Genomic DNA, 20137 nt, shown 5'->3' with positions numbered 1-20137 from the left:
GATATGAACAAATTGCATAAACGATTCTTGAGCATGCTGCTGGCATGCTTATTTTTGTTTTTCTCCATTCCAACCTCTGTTTTCGCGGGACCTCCCGATGTCAGAACTGAAAATGGCACCATCAAATTTAAGATCACCAGTACGGCTGCAACATCGTCCATTAAATACAGAACCGTGGGTTGGACGGTGCGCCGTGACCAATTATGTACGAATTCGACGCCCAAGCAGTGCGGCGATCCGAGAAGCGGCCAACACGCTTCTTTTTTGGACCAGCAAGTACGGCAAGTCGGCCAAGAACCGAATCCGCCCATCCCCGGCCAGCCTGTCACGACCTATTACGAAGTCAGCGAGGCGCTTGTCACGGAAGGCATGTGGAACGCGGGCATGGGCGACATCAAAGACAACGACGACTTATATTTGTATGCCATCATGGTGTCCATCGACGGAAACGGCAACGTGCGCAAAGGGCCATTTTATACGCTGGATGAGATCAAGAGGGCCGAACCTTGGGCGCATCCGGACGACTTGGACGATTATTTCGGCATTCATGTGCCCTATCGAAGCGCGGAATTTCCCGTCGATGTCATTGCGAAAACCGTAGGTGGAAAAGTCATTGAGCAACCGCAAGTTACGTTTCAAAAGGGCAAGTTCAAAGTCGGGGAAACGATCAATCATGAATTTCCCGAAACGATCGAGGATAACGGGAAAACGTATAAAATCGTTCGTTCCTATTTGTCGCCCAAGCAGGACCCGACGCGGAAAGACTGGCTGCAAGAAGACCCGGACACCAATCCGAAGGTGCGAACGCGAAGCTTTACGGTGCATCTGGGCGGAACGGACGCGGTTGCCGAATATGCGGAGAACAATCCGGTGAAAGCCATATATCAGAAGGAAGACGGCACCAAGCTCAAGGAAATGGACAAAGGCGTTTTCGCTACCGGGGATGAGGCGAATCATACGTTCGAAGAGCAAGTCACATATGGCGGTCAAACGTACGAGATCATCCGATCTTACATTACGAACAATAACAAACCCGACGAGAAGCTGTTCATTCAGGAAAAAGGCGACCCCAAACTCAAAGAGCGTTCCATTCTGGTGGGATCGGGCGGCTCCAACTTTATCGGCATTTACAAAATTCCCTCCTCGGTAACGGTCACGTCCCGGATTGAAGCGCCGGAAACGGTCGACCAAAACGTGACCGAAGTGGACGGGAATTTTGTTTTTGAAGTCAAGTCGTTAAAAAATTTGCAGTCATACGAAATCACGGATATTCGAAATGCCAGGCTCGTTCAAACGGGCGACAAAACCGGAAACCTCTCCGGCACGTCAACGAGTAAAACGATTCCGATCAAAATCCCGTTCACGTCCGGCGACAAAGTGAGCGTGCAAATCACCATCGTCGTGAAGGATGTGGACGGCAATACGGGGGATTCGACATCGGACCATACGGTGCGTAAAGGCGACGGGGGCGGAGAACCTCAACCGGGCGATTCCCAGCAGGACGAAGCGATGGAGCCAAACGTTTCTGCCGTCATTCAGGCGGATGCGCGCGGCGCAGAAAAATTTGATGTGCTGCAAGGCATACCGACTTCAGAGAGCCTGTATGTGAACGCTTTGGCCAAATCGTACTTGTATCGCAACACGTTCACGGAAACGACCGGCACAAAGCAGTACACGATTCAGGTGAGTAAAACATATACCCTTACCTGGACGGAGACGCAATCCGGCCCGCCCGATGCAGATGGGAATCCGACGACCATTACCGTTCCGCGTTCAGATACACAGACGGTCACCAAAAACTATTCGATTGAACGCAAGTACAGCTTCTGGACGATTCAAAATCTCGAAGTGTACGGCATTCAGAAGGCGATTGTCTCCAATTATGCGCTTCCGTCGGGAACGGTGACGCTGGAGCCGAATGGCTATGCGCCGCCAACCGTTTCCGCCGCGCATGATGCGTCGCTCAACGCGCATATCATCGATCCGGTCTATTCGAATGTGACGCTTCCCGGACAAACGATTTCCGGCGGTTCCAGCCGGCCTTCCGTACCGAACGAGGACTGGAGGTCAACTGCAGAAAGCGCCATCGGCAAGATCAAGGTGAAAAACGACTCGTTCATTTTTAACGGAAATACAATCATGGACAACCGAATCGTTGAGGAAAAAGCACCGACGCCGGGAGCGATTCCGGCTCCCCCGATGATCGGTCAGGATGTGCTGTACGGCTCTGGCTATGTCATTGATGCCGGAAAAACGAATAAAGCGAATCAACCGAGCACTGGAACCATCTTTTATACACTGGTTAAGGGCATTGGCGGCGGAGAAAACAAGAGCTATCCGATCGGCGGCATTAATCCGGTGACGGTGCATACGCCGGTGGTGAACTACGCCTCGGTGTCGGACGATCAGGCCCACAACCAGAAAACGCAGCCGACTGCCGGGCGATCAGCGCTCATTCTGGACCGGCCCTTTACCGTGATGATTCCGACAAGCGGCCCGCACAAGGACATCAAGGGCTATGGCAATCGGGATTATGCCAAGTATGTGAGGGACAAGCAGGTACGCTTTCCGTTCGATGTGTACAAAGCGGATCGCACAGCGCTCGTCCCCAAGGACACGTGGGTGTCCATCCCGGTCGGTCAGTTGCAGACGACTTTCTATTTACCCGTTTGGGTGGACGAGGGCAATTACGACGTGTTATTCCGAACGTTTGCCGAGAATAGTCCGGCCTCCTTTACGTCCCAGATGAATGCCAATCTGGACTTGTCCAACCATGTGGCTACGCAGGTGGTTCCAGTGGAAGTGATTGGCCGCCTCTATGATTTCCGCATCACCGACATTGCCGATTTTGCATGGGAATCGGTGTTCCGCACCCAAAAGGGCAGCGCGACGCCGACAGGAAATGCCTATTGGGTCGGCACGAAAGGAATTGACGGCGCACCGCGCGGCAATACCCCACCTTACGTGCTGCCGGTACGGCAAGGCAGTCATCCCGAGAGCGGCAAGAAAAACGTAGCGGTCAAAACGGGTTACCATGTCAAATTCGAAGTCATGACGAAAGGCAACATGTTCGGTTCGGGCGACGGGATTAAAGTCACGCCAACTTTTTACTTCGTGGACAGCAAAGGCCGTAATCGGCAAGAAGTCGATCTTTACTATCATTCAGGCAGTCAGCGGTTTATTCGTATCGGCTCCAGCGACGATGCGGAGAAACGGTATGTGACGCTCGACGCTCGCCTGCGCAATGTGCCGAAGCAGGAGTTGACCGACACCGCCGCAACGCTTTGGGCGCTAAACGGTTCGCCCGGAGCGAGGCAGACGTTTATCGATCAATATGTAAAGGATGCGCAGAAGCCGACCTATGTGGGCGGCTACGATATCATGCTGCTGCCGCCTCGGCTTCGGACGTTTGTCGGAAGCATGCAGGTGCCCTCCGGCATCGATGCGGCCCGCGCCAACGCTTCGGTGCAGAAGTGGTTTGGCGAATACAGCTTGCCCGCCGCGCCGTACGTGGTGCCGAAAGGCTTCAATCTGGCCGAGTACGGCCGCACGCACCGGCTGGACGACCATGCGCCCGTATTTCTGAAGGATGGGTACATCATCGTCAATTTCAACATCGAAACGATCCGCAATCAAGACTTGAACCACCCGCATCTGCAATATAAAAACGCGCCGCTGGACAATCAGTGGCGGATGGAAGGGTTTCAGCGCAGCTTCGTCGATCCATACGGGGCAACGTTCTCCCTGCTGGACGGCGACGTCGTCTTTTATCATGCCGATTTGTCCAGCTACGACGACTTTGGGACGGGAGGCACCCATTAAATTCACCGGACGGGAGGGATAAACATGTTGGAAAAGCTGCAAAGTGCCGCGCCAGAGGATACGGCTTATTTTTATTCCGCCTCTGCCGCAGAGGAGATCGAACGTGGCTGCATCGGCCACCTGCGAGGTTATTTTGGCAGCAGCGGCGAGACATTCTGGGCAAACTGGTTCGAACATTTGCCAACGCTAAAAACGCCGGCTTTCCGGGCGGAACTGGATGCGGTTGTGCAGGCATTGACGGAGCAGGGATGGCTTCAAAGCCGCAGCCGAATGCATCAACTTTGCCTGTCGCATCCGGAGGCCCGATTATCGGGGGCGTGGCATTCCGGCGTATACGGCTTTTGTTTTCAAACCGCACACCATCGGTACTACCTGCGTTGTTTCCCGCATGCGGGAGACTACAATTTCTATCTGTACTGCTACATCCGGCCGGAGCGTTTGTCGGAACGATCGCCGGGGCGATAGCGTCTGCCGAGGAGGAAGTTTATGAACGATCTCACCCGGTATCAACTGCTGGCCAAAGCGAAGGTATCTCCTGCCGCAAAGCTATTGTACAGCTACCTGATGGACCGCGCGGGCGGGCGGCACGGCTGCGTCTTGTTGTCCGGCAAAAAGCTGGCTTTGGAGGTGGGTCTCTCTCCTTCCACTGTCCGCCGAAATCTGCATCGCCTGCAACTTATTGGACTCATTCGGATTACGGCCCGTTATTCGGAGGAAGGCATTCGCCTCACCAATCAAATAACGTTTCGGTAAGGGAGGTGCTCTCGTGACAGCCAAGTTGCAGCGCATCGTCGAACTGGCTGCCGGCACGGCTCGCACGGTAACGAATCAGCCTGAGCGGTGGGCGGATTTTTTGCGGACGGCGGCCTGGAACTATAAATATCCGTTTCAGGATCAACTGTTGATCTACGCCCAACGTCCGGACGCAACGGCCTGCGCGCCGATTGACGTCTGGAACAAGCGGCTGGATCGCTGGGTGAAACGCGGCGCAAAAGGGATTGCCCTGATTGAAGACCGAGGCAACCACCTGGGCCTGCGCCATGTGTTTGACGTATCGGATACCCAAAGCAGACGCTAGCCGCAGGTGTCGCTTTGGCGGTTGCAGGACAGCGACACGGCTCATGTGATCGAAACGCTGGAAAATGCGTTCGGAGCGCCGGACGAGAGCGAACGGCGTGCGGATCTGCCTGCCGCGTTGCTCGCTGCTGCGCGGAATGCGGTGGATGACAACAGCGCCGATTATGTGGCGGAGTTGATGAAAGAGCGGGAGAACAGTTTGCTGGAGGACCTGGACGTTCCGCATGTGGAATTGTTGTTCAAACAAGCGTCTGAAAAAGCCGTCGCTTATATGGCCTTAACCCGCTGCGAGTTGAATCCCGAACTTTACATTAGCACCGAGGATTTGTCTTCCATTGGTTATTTCAATACGCTTCCAGCATTATCCCACTTGGGCGCAGCGATCAGCGATGTGTCCGAGATGATGCTACGGGAAGTGGAATCGACCGTCCGAGCACTGCGTCGGGATGCACAACATGCAAATGAGGGGCAATCGTTTCATACCCTTGCAAGACCCGATTCCTTGCCGCACAATGAAGCTACTCGACAAGAAAGGAAGGATGAACATGGAACTGACGTACTCGCCGCAAGGGGATTATCTGCTGCCCAACCTGACGCTGAGCGAAGCGGAGACGACCATCGGGAAGTACGGGATGATGCGCAAGACGTTCCTGAAAACCGAGCGGAAGGGCATGTACGCCCATCTGATGTTGTCGGGGCAGTTGAACCAACATCTGGCGGAAGTCGACCGGACAGCGCGGGAGCAGATCGACCGGACGATGCAGGAGCTGCTCGCGTCTCACCCGGCGCCGGACAAGGCGAGCGATCCGCTGGCCTGGACGGGACACATGAACAACCTGAAGCAGCAGGCGGAGGAACTGATTCTCGCGGAACTGATTTATCATTAAAATGGTACGACCGGGAAACGGAGGACCGAAGTCTTCCGTTTTTTCACGACCATGCCCTCATTAATGACATGCTCCGAGCCGCGCCGCTGCGGGAGAGCAAGTCGGACATCGCAGCATTTTTCCTTGCCCATGAAGACGAGCGCGAGCGCATGTTGTATGTGCGCGGTTTGTTTCCGTCAGGCATCACCGAACTGACGCTGGATGAAGGCGTACGAGCAGGATTTGAACCGTACCGAAACGTTTTGCATCTGTGGACAGGGACGGCGGAGGAACGCACGGCGCAAAGCTTTTACGATTGGGGCGTCATCGCCGGGCATATCGCCAGCATGATACTGTTGAACGAATTTGACTTGACGCGAAAGTTGGAACCGTCCATCGAGCAACAGACGCTGTGGATGGAACAAGCGGAGGACGCAAAAGCCTCCGCTTTTTTCATGCCGCAAGCGGTCATTGACGCCATTTTGCAAAACGGCAGCGGTTTTGAGAACGGCAAGTATCGCATCGCGCTGCATTTCCAGCAGTCGCTGTCCGCACAGGAGAACGCCGATTTCCTGAAACGGGAATACGGAACCGGCGGGCGTCTTCCCGCGCTGATCGGCACGGATATTCACATGAATTATGACAGCAAAGGCATCACGCTGACCCGCGGCTCCATCATGAACCCGGATACGCAGGTGGTGCTGCCGTGGATGAACGTGCAGAAACGTATCGGCGAACTGCTGGCAGCGGGTCGTTACTTGAACCGGCAGGAAGCCGAGCGATTGCCCGCTTTTGCAGAGGAACAGGAGGAAAAGCGGAGACAGCAGGCGGCGGAAATGGCCAGGAACGATGTGCCTCAGTCGGATGCATCGTCGGGGCTTTCCCCACGAGACGCACAGGTGGAACCGGAACAAACGCCGGTGAACCGGGAACGAGCGCGCTACGGTTTTGATACTGGCAGTATGGTCTGGATTGGTGCGGACGAATATGAAATTGTTGAACTGGCGCAGCGAACGGTGGTGCTGCAAGACCGGCAGTTCCCGCTCTTCATCAAAGAGGTAAATCGCCGGGATTTTGAGCGGATGCTGCGCGAAAACCCGCTGAACGATCATCTGATTACCGGAGAGCAGGAGCCGGAATGGATTGGCGAAACGGCATGGGAAACGGCGGAAGATGCGGTTTTACCGGAAGAGCCGGTGACGGAGGGGCCAGAAACCGTATCGCAGCCAGACACTTCCCTTTCCTCTGATGGTGCGGCCGGCCGCACCGCGCCAGCCCGTCCGTCTGTCCCGGCTGTCAACTACCGGATTACGGATGATGAGCTGGGGCATGGCGGCGCAAAAACGAAGTTCAAATGGAACATGGAAGCGATTCGGCTGCTGAACAAGCTGGAGCAGGAGCAGCGGCAAGCGACAGCGGAAGAGCAGGCGGTGCTGGCTCGCTATGTCGGATGGGGCGGCATTCCGCAGGCATTTGACGAAGCGAACACGCAATGGGCAGCCGAATATGCGGAACTGAAAAATGTGCTGGAGCCGGAGGAATATGCATCCGCTCGCGCGTCAACGCTGAATGCCCATTATACGTCTGCGTCCGTCATCAAGGCGATGTACGACTGTCTAGAATCGATGGGCTTTCGCAGCGGCAATATTTTGGAGCCGTCCTGCGGCATCGGCAATTTCTTCGGACTGGTGCCGGAGTCGTTCCAAGGCTCGCGGCTGTTTGGCGTGGAACTGGACAGCATTACCGGCCGTATTGCCCGGCAGCTATACCCGCAGGCGTCGATTGCGGTCAGCGGCTATGAACAGACGAATTTGCCGGACAGCTTCTTTGATCTCGCCATCGGGAACGTGCCGTTCGGCGGTTATGGCGTGGCGGATAAACGTTACGACAAACACAAGTTTCTCATCCATGATTACTTTTTCGCTAAGACACTGGACAAAGTGCGTCCGGGCGGCATCATCGCCTTTATTACGTCCAAAGGCACGATGGACAAGCAGAACCCGGCGGTTCGCAAATATATTGCGGAACGCGCCGAATTGCTCGGAGCGGTGCGTCTGCCGAGCAATGCGTTTCTGGCCAATGCCGGAACCGAAGTAACCGCCGACATTATCTTTTTGCAGAAACGGGATCGCATGGTCGCCGTCAGCGAGCAAACCGAAGCATGGCTATCCCTTTCCGAGACAGCGGACGGTGTTCCGGTGAATCGCTATTTCGCAGAACATCCCGATATGGTGCTCGGCACCATGGTTTTTGACGACCGGATGTACGGCAACCGGCAGGAAACGTCCTGCAAGCCATTCCCGGACGCCAATCTGGATGAGCTGCTGCGCGAAGCGTTGTCGGGCATCCATGCCGAATGGGTGGAGCTGGAACGGGAAGACCAGCCGGAGGAAGAAGACCCTTCTCTCCCTGCTGATCCGACTGTGCGCAATTTCAGCTTTGCGTTGGTGGATGGACAAATCTACTATCGGGAGAACAGCCGGATGCGGCGCGTGGACACTTCGGCTACGGCGTCAGGCCGCATCAAGGGAATGATTCTGCTGCGGGACACCGTGCGCGAGCTGATCGAGTATCAAACCGAAGACTACAGCGATGAGATGATAGAGCAGCAACAGCGCAAGCTGAATACGCAGTATGATCGGTTTACGGCGCAATACGGCCTGATCAACAGCCGCGCCAACAGCCTTGCTTTTTCGGACGACAGTTCTTACTTTCTTCTTTGCTCGCTGGAAATCATCGACGAGGAAGGGCGGTTGCTGCGCAAGGCGGATATGTTCACCAAACGCACCATCCGGCAGCGCATCCGCGTGGAACAGGTGGATACCGCTTCGGAGGCGCTGGCCGTTTCCATCGGCGCAAAAGCCCGTGTCGATCTGCCGTATATGGCGGAGCTAACCGGCTGGACGGAAGAACAATTGATAAAAGAGCTGCGCGGCGTCATCTTTCCCAATCCCGAAAATTTGGATGAGGAAGGGAAGCCGATCTACGAAACGGCGGATGCGTACTTGTCCGGCAATGTGCGGGAGAAGCTGCGGGTGGCCAGACAGTTTGCCGCATACGATGCCGAACGTTACGGCGAAAACGTCAAAGCGCTTGAAGCGGTGCAGCCGAAAGACCTGGACGCCGCCGAAATCGATGTCCGCTTGGGCGCAACCTGGCTCCCGCCGGAAGACATTCGGCAATTTCTGTTTGAACTGGTGGACACGCCGCCGATGTACCAGACCTACATCAATGTCATGTATTCCGAATATACGGCTGCCTGGAACGTCAAAGGCAAAAGCGATGACCGCAGCAACAATATCAAGGCGAACGTCACGTACGGCACCAACCGCGTTAATGCGTATAAAATTCTTGAAGATACGCTGAATTTGCGGGACGTGCGCGTATTTGACACTGTGTATGAGGACGGCGTGGAAAAGCGTGTGCTGAACAAGCAGGAAACGGCCATCGCTCAGCAAAAGCAGGAGATGATGAAAGAAGCGTTCCGCGACTGGATATGGCGAGATCCGCAGCGGCGTGAACGGCTGACAAGGCTGTACAATGACCGGTTCAATGCCATCCGTCCTCGCGAGTACGACGGCAGTCATATCCGATTCACCGGGATGAACCCGGAAATCCGGCTCCGCCAGCACCAGGTCAATGCGGTTGCCCGGGCGCTGTACGGCGGCAACTCCCTTTTCGCGCATTGTGTCGGTGCAGGTAAAACCTTCGCGATGACCGCCGCGGCGATGGAGAGCAAGCATTTGGGGCTGTGCAACAAGAGCATGCTGGTCGTTCCGAACCATCTGACCGAACAGTGGGCGGCGGAGTTTTTGCAGCTATATCCGTCGGCGAATATTCTGGTGGCGACCAAGAAGGACTTTGAAACGAAAAACCGCAAAACGTTTTGCGCGCGGATTGCCACCGGCGATTATGATGCCATCATCATTGGCCATTCGCAGTTTGAGAAAATTCCGATTTCGACGGAGCGGCAGCGGCAGCAACTGTACGAACAGATTTCGGAGATTACAAGCGGCATCCGGGAACTCAAGGAAGCCAGAGGCGAACGCTATGCGATCAAGCAGCTTGAAAAAACGAAAAAGACGCTATAAACCAAGCTGGAGAAGCTGAACGACACCAGCCGGAAGGATGATGTCGTCACCTTTGAGGAACTGGGCGTAGACCGGCTATTCGTGGACGAAGCCGATTCGTACAAAAACCTGTTTCTTTACACGAAAATGCGCAATGTGGCCGGACTGTCGCAAACCGAAGCGCAGAAGTCGTCGGACATGTTTGCCAAATGCCGCTATCTGGACGAACTGACCGGAGGCCGGGGTATCATCTTTGCGACGGGTACGCCGATCTCCAACTCCATCACTGAGATGTATACGATGCAGCGCTATTTGCAATACGAGCGGCTCAAGCGGCAAGGATTGCAGCATTTCGACGCCTGGGCGTCCACGTTCGGGGAAACCGTCACCGCCATCGAATTGGCTCCGGAAGGAACGGGCTATCGGGCGAAAACCCGGTTTGCCCGTTTTTACAATTTGCCGGAACTGATGAATATGTTCAAAGAAGTGGCCGATATCCAGACGGCTGACATGCTCCAGCTTCCCGTGCCGAAAGCCCACTTCCATAATGTGGCCGTGCCGCCGAGCGACTTTCAGCGCGATATGGTCGCGGATCTTGCCCGCCGCGCCGAGCGGGTGCGGGCGAAGGAAGTAGAGCCGCATGAGGACAATATGCTGACGATCACCAATGACGGACGCAAACTGGCGCTCGATCAGCGGCTGGCTAATCCCCTGCTTCCCGACGACGAAGGCAGCAAAGTCAGCGCCTGCGCGGACAATGTCTTCCGGTATTGGGAGGAACATCAGGAGACGCGGTTGACCCAGTTGGTGTTTTGCGATTTGTCCATTCCGAAACAGGATGGTACCTTCAATGTGTACGACGAGCTGCGGCGCAAGCTGATGGAGAAAGGTGTCCCGGCTGACGAAATCGCCTTTATTCACGACGCTAATACCGAGATCAAGAAAAAGGAATTGTTCGCCAAAGTACGCAGCGGACAGGTTCGGATACTGCTTGGATCGACATTCAAAATGGGCGCGGGAACGAATGTACAAACGAAGCTGATTGCCCTTCACGACCTCGACTGCCCTTGGCGTCCGCGCGACCTGGAGCAGCGCAGCGGGCGCATTATCCGGCAAGGCAATCAGAACAGCGAGGTGCATATTTTTCGCTATGTGACGGAGAACACGTTCGACGCGTATTTGTACCAGACACTCGAAAACAAGCAGCGCTTCATTTCGCAGATCATGACCAGCAAATCGCCTGTCCGTTCCGCCGAGGATATCGACGAGACGGCGCTCTCCTATGCCGAAGTGAAGGCGCTGGCGACCGGCAACCCGTACATCAAAGAGAAAATGGACCTGGACATTCAGGTATCCAAATTGAAGCTGCTCAAAGCCAACCACTTGAGCCAGCGCTATGCGCTGGAGGACCGGCTGCTCAAAGTGCTGCCGCAGCAAATCAAGTCCACGGAGGAACGAATTGCCGGCTATGAACAGGACGTTGCTTTGTATACACGTTCTCTGGCATCCGAGGCGGATGGGGCAGATAAATTCCCCGGCATGACGGTCAAGGATTACACCTATTCGGAGAGGGCGGCGGCGGGCGCGGCTTTGCTCGACGCATGCAAGGGCATGACGTCGCCCGATCCGCAAGCAGCGGGAAGCTATCTTGGCTTTTCCTTGTGGCTGTCCTTTGACAGCTTCCATAAGGAGTACAAGGTCACGCTGCGCGGCGCCCTGGGTCATACGGTGACGCTCGGAGCGGATGCAGGCGGCAACATAAGCCGCATCAACAATGCCTTGTCCGACTTGCCTGTAAAGCTGGAGCATGCCCGCGAGCAGCTTGCCACCTTGCGGCAGCAAATGGAAACGGCGAAGGAACAAATCGCGGCTCCATTTGAGAAGGAGCAGGAACTGCAAACGAAAGCGGCGCGGCTTGCGGAATTGAATGCGCTGCTCAACATGGACAAACGGGAAAACGAAGCCGTGGACAGCGTGCCTGACGATGAACCGGAAGCGCCGGAACGGCGGGTGGTGGGCCGTGAGCGATAACGGTCTGACACCGTCGTTCCTACCCCTGAAAGGGAACTTCTTGCTGACCATTACGGAAAAGAACATGGTATCGGTGCGAGCATTTCACAGATCGAAGATATGCCCGTCCGTTAAAGGTAAAATCACATGATGAATTGGACTCCAGCTTCGGGGTCCTTTTCTTATTTCCGGAGGAATGAACATGTTGTATGCCGTCCCAAGCGGCGGATGCTTTTGTCCGATTTTGCCGCCTTTTGGTTACGGAACCGGCTTGATCGAGGAGGGAGAAACCGTGCCATCGTTGGAGTTGATATCCAAAGAGAAAAACGGATTTGGCGACACGTATTATTACATCCGCGACTCAAACGGGGTGACCAGTCAAGTTCATGAAGGCGATTTAGACGCATTCATGAAAAAGAAAGGCGTTACGAAGTTGAAGGAAGGCAGAGCTTATACGTACCCCAAAAAGAGGGGTAAGGCACGATGAACCATATACCCATCGGATGCTGCCTGGATTTCCAAATGGAGCTGCGGCAATGAGCTACGTAAACAAGGAACAGATCGAACGCGCCAAAAGACTGGATTTGCTCACGTATTTGCAAATGTACGAGCCTGCGGAACTGGTACGCTGCTCCCGCAATGTCTACACCACCCGAACACATGACAGCTTGAAAATTTCCAACGGCAAATGGTACTGGTGGTCAAGGGGGATTGGCGGGCGCTCGGCGCTGGATTACCTGATCAAAGTGCGCGGCATGCCTTTTCTCGATGCGGTGCTGCAAATGGAAGGCGTTCATCCCGGCAACATGCTTACGGTTTCGCAATCGTGCCAACAACGCACATCTACGGCGCGGTTGGAGCTTCCAGAACCGTATGAAAACTCTCATCGCGTCATGGCTTATTTGAGCAAACGGGGCATCCACCGCTCGGTGATCGACTACTGTCTGGAAACGGGAAGGTTGTATGAAAGCCGCCGCTACCACAACGCGGTATTCGTCGGATTTGACCAGGAAGGGACGCCGCGCTATGCGGCGATACGCGGTACGACAAGCACCCGTTATATGGGAGAAGTTGCCGGCAGCGACAAGCGGTATTCATTTTCCATTCCGGCCTCGGAAAACAGTACGGAACTGCATCTGTTTGAGAGCGCCATTGATCTCTTATCCTACTGTACGCTGAAACATCTCGCCGGCCGGGATTGGCGGCAGGCGCATAAGCTGTCGCTGGCCGGAATATACAGGCCCAGGACAAATGGGGAGGACTCTACTCCCCCGTCTGCCCTAACGCATTACTTGCAGTGCTTTCCCCAAGTAAATCGACTTGTTCTGCACCTGGATAATGATGAGCCGGGGCGATTGGCGGCAGCCACGATACAGAGGCTCCTCTCCCCCGCCCTTCTCATATCCGATGAGCCGCCTAAGTTCGGAAAGGATGTAAACAACGAATTGATGGAATTCCGAAGAAGACGCGGTGAACCATCCCGATAGCGGTAGACGCTGAACGGTTGGTGTCTTTTTTTATGGGTTACGGAAAATTTTCGCAGCATGTGGATAAGATGTGAATAGATTGAGGATAAGCGCAACTGCATTGATTGTATAGCATGTAATAGGTATAATAAAATCAATATACAGCTATCAAGGAGTGACCAAGATGATTATCAAGCCTTCCGCCAGTATCCGGCAAAACTATAATGAAATCGCCGATCTATGCAAATCGTCCGGGGAACCGGTGTATCTGACCAAGAACGGTGAAGGCGATCTCGTCGTGATGGACATTGAGACGTTTTCCCGTCGCGAGAAGATGTTAAAGCTGCGCGAAGAACTGCTCGCTGTGCAAGAGGATCGTTTGGCGGGCCGTGTTGGTGTGACGCCGGATGAACTGGACGCTTACCTGGAGGGCATTATAGACGAGGTTCAGCATGGAAAAGATGCCCCGTTATAAGATCGTCGTTTCCGATCGCGCCCGCCAAATGCTGGCGGTTCATGTGCGATTCCTTGCGGAAAAAAATCCGGATGCGGCGCGAAAAACGAAAAACGAATTGCTGCAAGCGATACGTTCCTTGGCGAAAATGCCGGAACGCTATCCTTTTCTGGAAGCTGAATTTATTCCGTCAAACAAGTATCACAAGATGTTCGTGGAAAAATGGTATCTGGTGTTGTATCAGATTCAGGATGAAATCGTGTATGTCGATTTCATTGTAGACTGCCGCCAGGATTACCGCTGGTTGGTGCGATAACAAAAAAGTTCTGAGGAAGACGCTGAGCGAATCGGCGTCTTTTTGTGTTTTTGGGGTCCTCTCTTTTTCCCGGCAGGTGCTTGAAGGCGACGCGAGACGGATGTCTCGTGTTGCAGCAAGCACTGAATTTGGATATCCAAATTCGCTTGTTAGTGGCACAGCCCCTAAGACCCCGTTCGCACGATGCAATTGTTTGATGCTCGATTTGATCCGCGGCGATGAGATTTTCTGTCGGAAGCTCATGTTCGGAAAGGGGTGATGCAAATGAGGAAACGACCAATCTCTTTTCTGGTTCGCTTAAATGAAAGCGAGCATGCTCGCCTTATGACAGAAGTGAAAAAAACGGGACTTTCTCGGGAAGCGTACATTCGGGCATTGATCAATGGGTATATTCCCAAACCGCTACCGCCCCTGGATTATTACGCGATGATGCGTGAACTGAACGCTATTGGGAATAACCTGAATCAACTCACTGTGAAGGCCCATACGACTGGACATCTGGAACGGGCTGCATTTCAGGTGGAAGCCGACCGCTTACGTCACGCAGTCCAGCAGATTCAACAGGCTGTAACCGAACCGGAACGAAGACCACCAGTGCATCCAAATGTGCATCCGCCGTAAGGGGGGGGGATTTCACGTGGCAACGACCGCAATCTGGGGGGTGACCGACAGGCTTAAGCGGGTGCTGGATTACGCCGCAAATCCTGACAAGACAGCAGAACGTAGCGAAGGTGGTTTGGAGCAGGTACTCGCTTATACACAGGCGGATGCCAAAACGGAGAAGCAACTATATGTCAGCGGTGTCAACTGCGATCCGTTAACGGCTTATGAGCAGATGCAGCGGACGAAGCGGCGGTTTTTTAAGACGGACGGCATTTTGGCCTTTCACGCCTATCAAGCGTTTGCGCCGGGGGAGACAACGCCGCAAATCGCTCATACCATCGGTGTTAAGTTAGCGCAGGAGTTGTGGGGGGAGCGCTTTGAAGTCGTCGTATCGACCCATTTGGATAAACAGCATGTGCACAATCACTTTGTGTTAAACTCGGTCTCCTTTGTGGATGGGAAACGGTATTACGACAACAAAGCTTCCTATGCTCTGCTGAGGCAGACATCCGACCGGCTTTGCCAGGAACATGCGCTATCGGTGATTGAGCATCCCGAACCGAGCAAAGCCAAGCATTATGGAGAATGGAAAGCGGAACGTGAGCGAAAGCCAACATGGAGAGGGCTAATCCGGCAGGACATCGATCAGGCTATTGCATCTTCCATGACGATGACACAGTTTTTTGCCCATTTACAAAAGCAAGGTTATGAGCTAAAAACGGCGGTTAAACATATGGCGATACGGCCGCCTGGAAAGACACGCTTTGTCCGTTTGCGCAGTCTAGGCGATGGCTATACCGAGGAAGCGATCAAGCAGCGAATATTGCGAAACCGAATACCTGAACGGGAAAGGCCATCCCATGTCCGCAGACGACGTGCCATGTGTAAGAGCCATGTTCGGTCTGGTCGCAAATTGCGCGGCTTGCAAGCTTTATATATCCGCTACTTGTTTGAAATGGGTGTGCTTCCTAGAAAACGAAAGCCTGTCAAAAAGCCATCCTTTAGACTTCGGGAGGATTTGAGACACTTGTCGGTATTGATGGAGCAAACCAAGCTGCTATGCAAGTATCGCCTCACCCATCAAGAGGAGCTTCTCGCTTTCCGTGACAGGTTGGAGGAACAGATCCAATCCCTGCACCTGAAGCGCAAGTCGTTGTACAACCGAATTCGCCGCTGCAAGGATGCTGGCCAGCGAGAACAATACAAAACGCAAATTGCTGTTTGTTCTAAACGGCTTGCCTCGCTTCGAAAGGAGGTGAAGCTGGTTCAAGGCATTTTGGAGCGATCAGGAGAATTACGAGAGACGTTAAACAGAAGTGGCGCACAGGATCGAAAGGAGGAAATTTTCGATGAGTACCGAAACGGAAGCCGCCAATCAGGTTGTCAACATGAGCTTGAAAAGCATCGAAGTCATGGCCAAGATTTCCGGCGAAGGCGCTAAGCATTTGGCGGTATATTTGTTTGCGGCCTTGCAAGGACAAAAACGAACAAAGGGCAGCATCCGGTTGGAGAGTTTGCTGCGCAGTGGGAAAGAATTAAAGGTATTTGCGGTCAAGAACGAAGACCTGGCAACCTTCTGCAAGGAAGCCAAGCGGTATGGCGTGTTGTACTGTGCTTTGCGCGACAAAAAGAACGTGGACGGGATGTGCGATGTGATGGTCCGGGCGGAGGATGCGTCCAAAATCAATCGGAACGTGGAGCGTTTCCACTTGGCCACTGTGGATACCGCCAAAATTAAGAGTGAAATTGAAAAATCCAATGGAATGTCCGAAGCTCCTGCTGTGGAACAAGGACATGAACCAGGTCACGAGCAAGTTCAGGAACAAGAGCTGTCGAAGGAAATCGCAGAAGAAAGGAATACGGACGACTTGTTGGATGAATTGATGGGAAAGTCCGAACTGCCGGAGCCGACTCCATCGGAGGACGACCATTCAACAGCGGAGAAGGAACCGGCGGAAACGTCCCATCCGTCCGAGAATACCTTCGAGCGCAACGAGGTTACCGCAAGGGATACTGATCCACCTTCTCGTCAAGAGCCGGAGCGAGTGTCCGTCCGTCAATTATTGCGGGAAATACGCGAAGAGAACCGGCAGCAAAGGATATGGGAGAAAGACAGACAGCCGCGGGAACAAGCGGAACCGTTGCCGTCTCGAAAGGAGCGGATAGCCGCCGATAAACAACAAGCCAACAAAGCAAAAGGACGAAAGCGAGGGAAAGCCAAATGAGCGAACTGGATGATTTATTCCGACAGGATGCTGCGGCTTCCTCTTCTTTCCGTACAACCGAACCATCCTTCGATAAAGAAGCATGGGTGCAAAAGAAACAGGAGCTGCGGCAATGGACATATGATACGATTGATGCCACCACCTTGTCGGTGATGCAGAACGGTGAGGCGTTCCAGCAATATTTGGATGTCCAGAGCCGCTTTGACCGCTATAGCGTGGCCAATGCGTTGCTGATTCTGGCGCAGCGGCCAAACGCGACTCGCATTGCCGATTTTGACACATGGAAGGAACAAGGGGTATTCATTCGTCGAAAGGAAACAGGGTTTTACATTCTGGAACCGGACGAAACCTATCAAAAGCAGGATGGCAGCACCGGTATCAGCTACAATCCGAAAAAGATGTTTGATATTGCGCAAACGACCGCCGCGTTGAAACGGGAAGAACCGGCATTCCCGGATGATCGCGCCCGTATTAAAGCGTTAATTGACCTCGCCCCTGTTCCGATTGGCATTGGTGATGCGTTGCCATCGGTAAAGCACGCGTTCTATCAGCCAGATACAAAAAACATTACCATTCGTCGCGGGCTTGAGGCCGGCGATATTTTTCGAGCGCTTGCCCAAGAACTGACACATGCTGAACTGGATCGTGGCGATGGACGGTACAACCGCTCAGATAACGAGTTTGTTGCCTACTCCGCTTCTTATATGTTGTGCAGGCAATTTGGTGTTGCAACCGACACCTTCCGCTTTGATCGAGCGCCGGAGAAGTGGAACGGGTTGGAACCGCAGCAAGTTCGTGCCGAGTTGACGCTCATGAAGGAAGCTTTTCAACAAACATCCCAGAGAATGAACCGGAACCTGTCACAACAGCGCCAGCCTAAACGATACGATCCGGTTCGCTAAGTTTTGTCTGGAGGGAGTGCTATGAAAAAACAGGAACGAATCTTGTCTTTGAATCATTATGAGCACGGGATAGTCGTCCATGCGCTGAATGCGTTACGAAATGACTTAATCGGTGAGAAACGACCGACGGATGCCGTGGATGATTTATTGTTAAAAATGATTGATGCCCCACTTCTAAATAAAAAGCGCTGGAGGCATTATGAAACGCGATGAAGCCGCAAGGAGTAATTTGATACTCTTTGCGGCTTTTTTTATTCCCGTCATCTGGTTGGCACTGTTGGTTGCTCCCGCATGGTCAGAAGGATTGCCGAGTATGTTGGTCCATCTCAGCACGGCGATGCGCCAGCCGCTTAACATAGAGTGGGTGGACGATACGCCCCGCTGCTTGTTGATTTTTGCGCTGATCTATGGGCTTTGCGCTGGGGTTTATTTGGCGACACCACGGAATTATCGTCGGCGGGAAGAGCACGGCAGCGCCCGCTGGGGCCGAGCGAAAACCGTCAATGCCAAGTATCGAGACAGACGGACGGAACAAAACAAAATTTTGACGCAGCGGGTCAAAATCGGTCTGGATGGCCGCAAGCATCGCCGGAACCTGAACGTGTTGGTTGTCGGCGGCTCCGGCGCGGGCAAAACACGGTTCTATGCTAAGCCGAATGTGATGCAAGCCTCGACCTCTTATGTCGTTCTGGACCCAAAGGGGGAAATATTGCGGGACACCGGTCATCTGCTTAAAGCCAAAGGCTATGACATCAAAGTGCTGGACCTGATTCACCCGCATCGTTCGCATGGCTATAACCCGTTTGTCTATTTGCAGGACGACAAGGATGTCTTGAAATTGGTGACCAACCTGATTCGCAATACGACACCCAAAAACAGCAACACGAACGATCCCTTCTGGGAGCGTTCGGAAACAGCGCTGCTGGAGGCGCTTATGTTGTACTTGCTTTATGAAGCGCCGCCGGAGGAACAAAACTTTCCGATGATTATGGAAATGATCGCCGCGGCGGAAGTGCGGGAGGAAGATGAGACCTATCAGAGTCCGCTGGACGAGTTGTTCGAGCGGTTGGAGATGCGCGACCCGGAGCATTTGGCGGTCAAACAGTACAACATTTTCAAATTGGCTGCCGGAAAAACGGCCAAATCCATTTTGATCGGGCTTGGCGTACGGCTGGAGAAGTTTAATCTGACCAGCATCGCGGGCATGAGTACGGTGGATGAATTGGACTTGCCCCGCATGGGTACGAAAAAAACTGCCTTGTTTGCCGTCATCCCCGACAACGACAGCAGCTTTAACTTCATCGTCGGCATGCTGTACACGCAGCTTTTTCAATCGCTCATGTATGAAGCGGATTACCGGCATGGTGGGAGGCTGCCTACGCATGTTCATTTTGTAATGGACGAGTTTGCCAATGTGGCGTTGCCAGATGAATTTGACAAGCTGCTGTCGACCATGCGGAGTCGGGAAATTTCGGTGTCGATTATCCTTCAAAACCTGGCGCAACTTAAAGCGTTGTACAAGGATGCCTGGGAGTCGATTGTCGGCAACTGCGATGTGTTTTTGTACTTGGGAGGCAATGAACAATCCACACACAAATATGTGTCGGAACTGCTCGGCAAGGAAACGATTGACACCAACACCTATGGTGAGAGCAAGGGGCGCAGCGGTAACTATTCGATCAATTACCAGCATTCGGGAAGAGAATTGTTGACCCCGGACGAAGTGCGGATGTTGGATAACCGCTATGCCCTGCTCTTTATTCGTGGAGAACGACCGATACAGGATGACAAGTATGATTTGCTGCGGCATCCGAACATCGAGCTTACAACGGATGGCCAGGCTTCGCCGTTCCAGCATGGAGGTACGGATTATGCCATCGACTGGTTATCGGTGCAGCTTCATGAAGACGGAGATTACGAGCTGTTGGCAGAGGATGAAGTGGAGTCATTATTTTTAGGAAAGGAATGATGAACGTGAAACATCGATGGAAACGATGGATGACGCTGTACATGGTTTGCGTGCTGGTGGGGAGCTTTGCTACACCTGCATACGCGAATGATCCGATGACTACCGTGAATAATTTGTCTGATTTTATTTTTGGCCTGATCCGGGCTGTGGGCATGATTATTTTGGGTTTTGGCATTGTGCAGATTGGTTTGTCTTTCAAGTCTCACGACCCTACCCAAAGAGCTAACGGGTTCTTAACACTCGCCGGTGGCGTGGTCATTACCTTTACGAAGGAAATTCTCAACCTGATTGCCGGATAAGTACGGGTATTCGCATTCGGGGAATAAGCCAGCGGTTTGTTCCCCGAATCTGGGGGGA

At 53.5% G+C, this 20137-nt stretch carries 18 protein-coding genes; all 18 read left to right on the top strand.

The features are described from left to right. Window positions 1-3: 3 nt before the first annotated feature. Window positions 4-3822: a DUF5704 domain-containing protein gene (locus DYE26_RS08155; RefSeq protein ID WP_240534145.1), complete on the top strand. Its 3819-nt coding sequence runs from the start codon at window positions 4-6 to the stop codon at window positions 3820-3822. Between the two features lie 24 nt (window positions 3823-3846). Further along, complete coding sequence (locus tag DYE26_RS08150) at window positions 3847-4287, top strand: hypothetical protein (protein WP_051985482.1); 441 nt, start codon at window positions 3847-3849, stop codon at window positions 4285-4287. A 21-nt stretch (window positions 4288-4308) separates the two neighbouring features. Further along, window positions 4309-4575 (top strand): helix-turn-helix domain-containing protein, encoded by a 267-nt coding sequence (locus tag DYE26_RS08145; RefSeq protein WP_036623507.1) that lies wholly within the window; start codon window positions 4309-4311, stop codon window positions 4573-4575. A gap of 13 nt (window positions 4576-4588) precedes the next feature. Continuing rightward, window positions 4589-4900: a hypothetical protein gene (locus DYE26_RS33885; protein ID WP_082207805.1), complete on the top strand. Its 312-nt coding sequence runs from the start codon at window positions 4589-4591 to the stop codon at window positions 4898-4900. 544 nt (window positions 4901-5444) lie between these two features. Beyond that, window positions 5445-5786 carry a TnpV protein gene (locus DYE26_RS33880; protein ID WP_227872724.1) on the top strand — a complete coding sequence of 114 codons (342 nt, stop codon included), beginning with the start codon at window positions 5445-5447 and terminating at the stop codon, window positions 5784-5786. Window positions 5787-5935: 149 nt separating this feature from the next. Further along, the gene (locus DYE26_RS33875) at window positions 5936-9856 is read left to right on the top strand and encodes an N-6 DNA methylase (RefSeq protein ID WP_082207803.1); all 3921 of its coding nucleotides are present in this window, start codon (window positions 5936-5938) and stop codon (window positions 9854-9856) included. 81 nt (window positions 9857-9937) lie between these two features. Further along, window positions 9938-11866 (top strand): helicase-related protein, encoded by a 1929-nt coding sequence (locus DYE26_RS33870; RefSeq protein WP_240534144.1) that lies wholly within the window; start codon window positions 9938-9940, stop codon window positions 11864-11866. Window positions 11867-12047: 181 nt separating this feature from the next. Next, entirely contained in the window at window positions 12048-12332 is a 285-nt protein-coding gene (locus DYE26_RS08135; RefSeq protein WP_036623505.1) for a hypothetical protein, read from the top strand. A 49-nt stretch (window positions 12333-12381) separates the two neighbouring features. Next, entirely contained in the window at window positions 12382-13332 is a 951-nt protein-coding gene (locus tag DYE26_RS08130) for a DUF3991 and TOPRIM domain-containing protein (protein WP_036623503.1), read from the top strand. A 163-nt stretch (window positions 13333-13495) separates the two neighbouring features. Continuing rightward, on the top strand, window positions 13496-13786 hold the full coding sequence (locus tag DYE26_RS08125; protein WP_036623502.1) for a type II toxin-antitoxin system Phd/YefM family antitoxin: 291 nt from the start codon (window positions 13496-13498) through the stop codon (window positions 13784-13786). Further along, on the top strand, window positions 13764-14081 hold the full coding sequence (locus DYE26_RS08120) for a type II toxin-antitoxin system RelE/ParE family toxin (RefSeq protein ID WP_036623500.1): 318 nt from the start codon (window positions 13764-13766) through the stop codon (window positions 14079-14081). The genes DYE26_RS08125 and DYE26_RS08120 overlap by 23 nt, the downstream gene beginning before the upstream one ends. 264 nt (window positions 14082-14345) lie before the next feature. Next, window positions 14346-14702 (top strand): plasmid mobilization protein, encoded by a 357-nt coding sequence (locus DYE26_RS08115; protein WP_036623498.1) that lies wholly within the window; start codon window positions 14346-14348, stop codon window positions 14700-14702. 16 nt (window positions 14703-14718) lie between these two features. Next, window positions 14719-16125, top strand: a complete 1407-nt coding sequence (locus DYE26_RS08110; protein WP_036623496.1) for a relaxase/mobilization nuclease domain-containing protein — start codon at window positions 14719-14721, stop codon at window positions 16123-16125. Next, window positions 16034-16909 (top strand): PcfB family protein, encoded by an 876-nt coding sequence (locus DYE26_RS08105; protein WP_036623494.1) that lies wholly within the window; start codon window positions 16034-16036, stop codon window positions 16907-16909. The genes DYE26_RS08110 and DYE26_RS08105 overlap by 92 nt, the downstream gene beginning before the upstream one ends. Further along, window positions 16906-17811, top strand: a complete 906-nt coding sequence (locus tag DYE26_RS08100; protein WP_036623492.1) for a hypothetical protein — start codon at window positions 16906-16908, stop codon at window positions 17809-17811. Before DYE26_RS08105 ends, DYE26_RS08100 begins: the two co-directional genes overlap by 4 nt. 21 nt (window positions 17812-17832) lie before the next feature. After that, window positions 17833-18024 carry a hypothetical protein gene (locus tag DYE26_RS08095; protein WP_007130974.1) on the top strand — a complete coding sequence of 64 codons (192 nt, stop codon included), beginning with the start codon at window positions 17833-17835 and terminating at the stop codon, window positions 18022-18024. A 100-nt stretch (window positions 18025-18124) separates the two neighbouring features. After that, a complete protein-coding gene (locus DYE26_RS08090) occupies window positions 18125-19780 on the top strand; it encodes a VirD4-like conjugal transfer protein, CD1115 family (RefSeq protein WP_227872722.1) in 1656 nt (551 codons plus the stop codon). After that, window positions 19780-20079, top strand: coding sequence for a glutamyl-tRNA amidotransferase (locus tag DYE26_RS08085; RefSeq protein ID WP_036623488.1), 300 nt, complete (start codon window positions 19780-19782; stop codon window positions 20077-20079). Before DYE26_RS08090 ends, DYE26_RS08085 begins: the two co-directional genes overlap by 1 nt. Window positions 20080-20137: the final 58 nt, after the last annotated feature.

This window comes from Paenibacillus macerans (genome assembly GCF_900454495.1).
Classification (GTDB): Bacteria; Bacillota; Bacilli; order Paenibacillales; family Paenibacillaceae; genus Fontibacillus; species Fontibacillus macerans.
Note: the sequence above shows the minus strand (reverse complement) of the source record. Positions and strands in the feature narration are given on the sequence as shown.

Excerpts from the sequence above, each read along its gene's own strand:
- DYE26_RS08155 (WP_240534145.1), top strand. The coding sequence starts at position 4 with ATGAACAAATTGCATAAACGATTCTTGAGCATGCTGCTGGCATGCTTA.
- DYE26_RS08150 (WP_051985482.1), top strand. The coding sequence starts at position 3,847 with ATGTTGGAAAAGCTGCAAAGTGCCGCGCCAGAGGATACGGCTTATTTT.
- DYE26_RS08145 (WP_036623507.1), top strand. The coding sequence starts at position 4,309 with ATGAACGATCTCACCCGGTATCAACTGCTGGCCAAAGCGAAGGTATCT.
- DYE26_RS33880 (WP_227872724.1), top strand. The coding sequence starts at position 5,445 with ATGGAACTGACGTACTCGCCGCAAGGGGATTATCTGCTGCCCAACCTG.
- DYE26_RS33875 (WP_082207803.1), top strand. The coding sequence starts at position 5,936 with ATGTTGTATGTGCGCGGTTTGTTTCCGTCAGGCATCACCGAACTGACG.
- DYE26_RS08135 (WP_036623505.1), top strand. The coding sequence starts at position 12,048 with ATGTTGTATGCCGTCCCAAGCGGCGGATGCTTTTGTCCGATTTTGCCG.
- DYE26_RS08130 (WP_036623503.1), top strand. The coding sequence starts at position 12,382 with ATGAGCTACGTAAACAAGGAACAGATCGAACGCGCCAAAAGACTGGAT.
- DYE26_RS08125 (WP_036623502.1), top strand. The coding sequence starts at position 13,496 with ATGATTATCAAGCCTTCCGCCAGTATCCGGCAAAACTATAATGAAATC.
- DYE26_RS08120 (WP_036623500.1), top strand. The coding sequence starts at position 13,764 with ATGGAAAAGATGCCCCGTTATAAGATCGTCGTTTCCGATCGCGCCCGC.
- DYE26_RS08115 (WP_036623498.1), top strand. The coding sequence starts at position 14,346 with ATGAGGAAACGACCAATCTCTTTTCTGGTTCGCTTAAATGAAAGCGAG.
- DYE26_RS08105 (WP_036623494.1), top strand. The coding sequence starts at position 16,034 with ATGAGTACCGAAACGGAAGCCGCCAATCAGGTTGTCAACATGAGCTTG.
- DYE26_RS08100 (WP_036623492.1), top strand. The coding sequence starts at position 16,906 with ATGAGCGAACTGGATGATTTATTCCGACAGGATGCTGCGGCTTCCTCT.
- DYE26_RS08095 (WP_007130974.1), top strand. The coding sequence starts at position 17,833 with ATGAAAAAACAGGAACGAATCTTGTCTTTGAATCATTATGAGCACGGG.
- DYE26_RS08090 (WP_227872722.1), top strand. The coding sequence starts at position 18,125 with ATGTTGGTCCATCTCAGCACGGCGATGCGCCAGCCGCTTAACATAGAG.
- DYE26_RS08085 (WP_036623488.1), top strand. The coding sequence starts at position 19,780 with ATGAACGTGAAACATCGATGGAAACGATGGATGACGCTGTACATGGTT.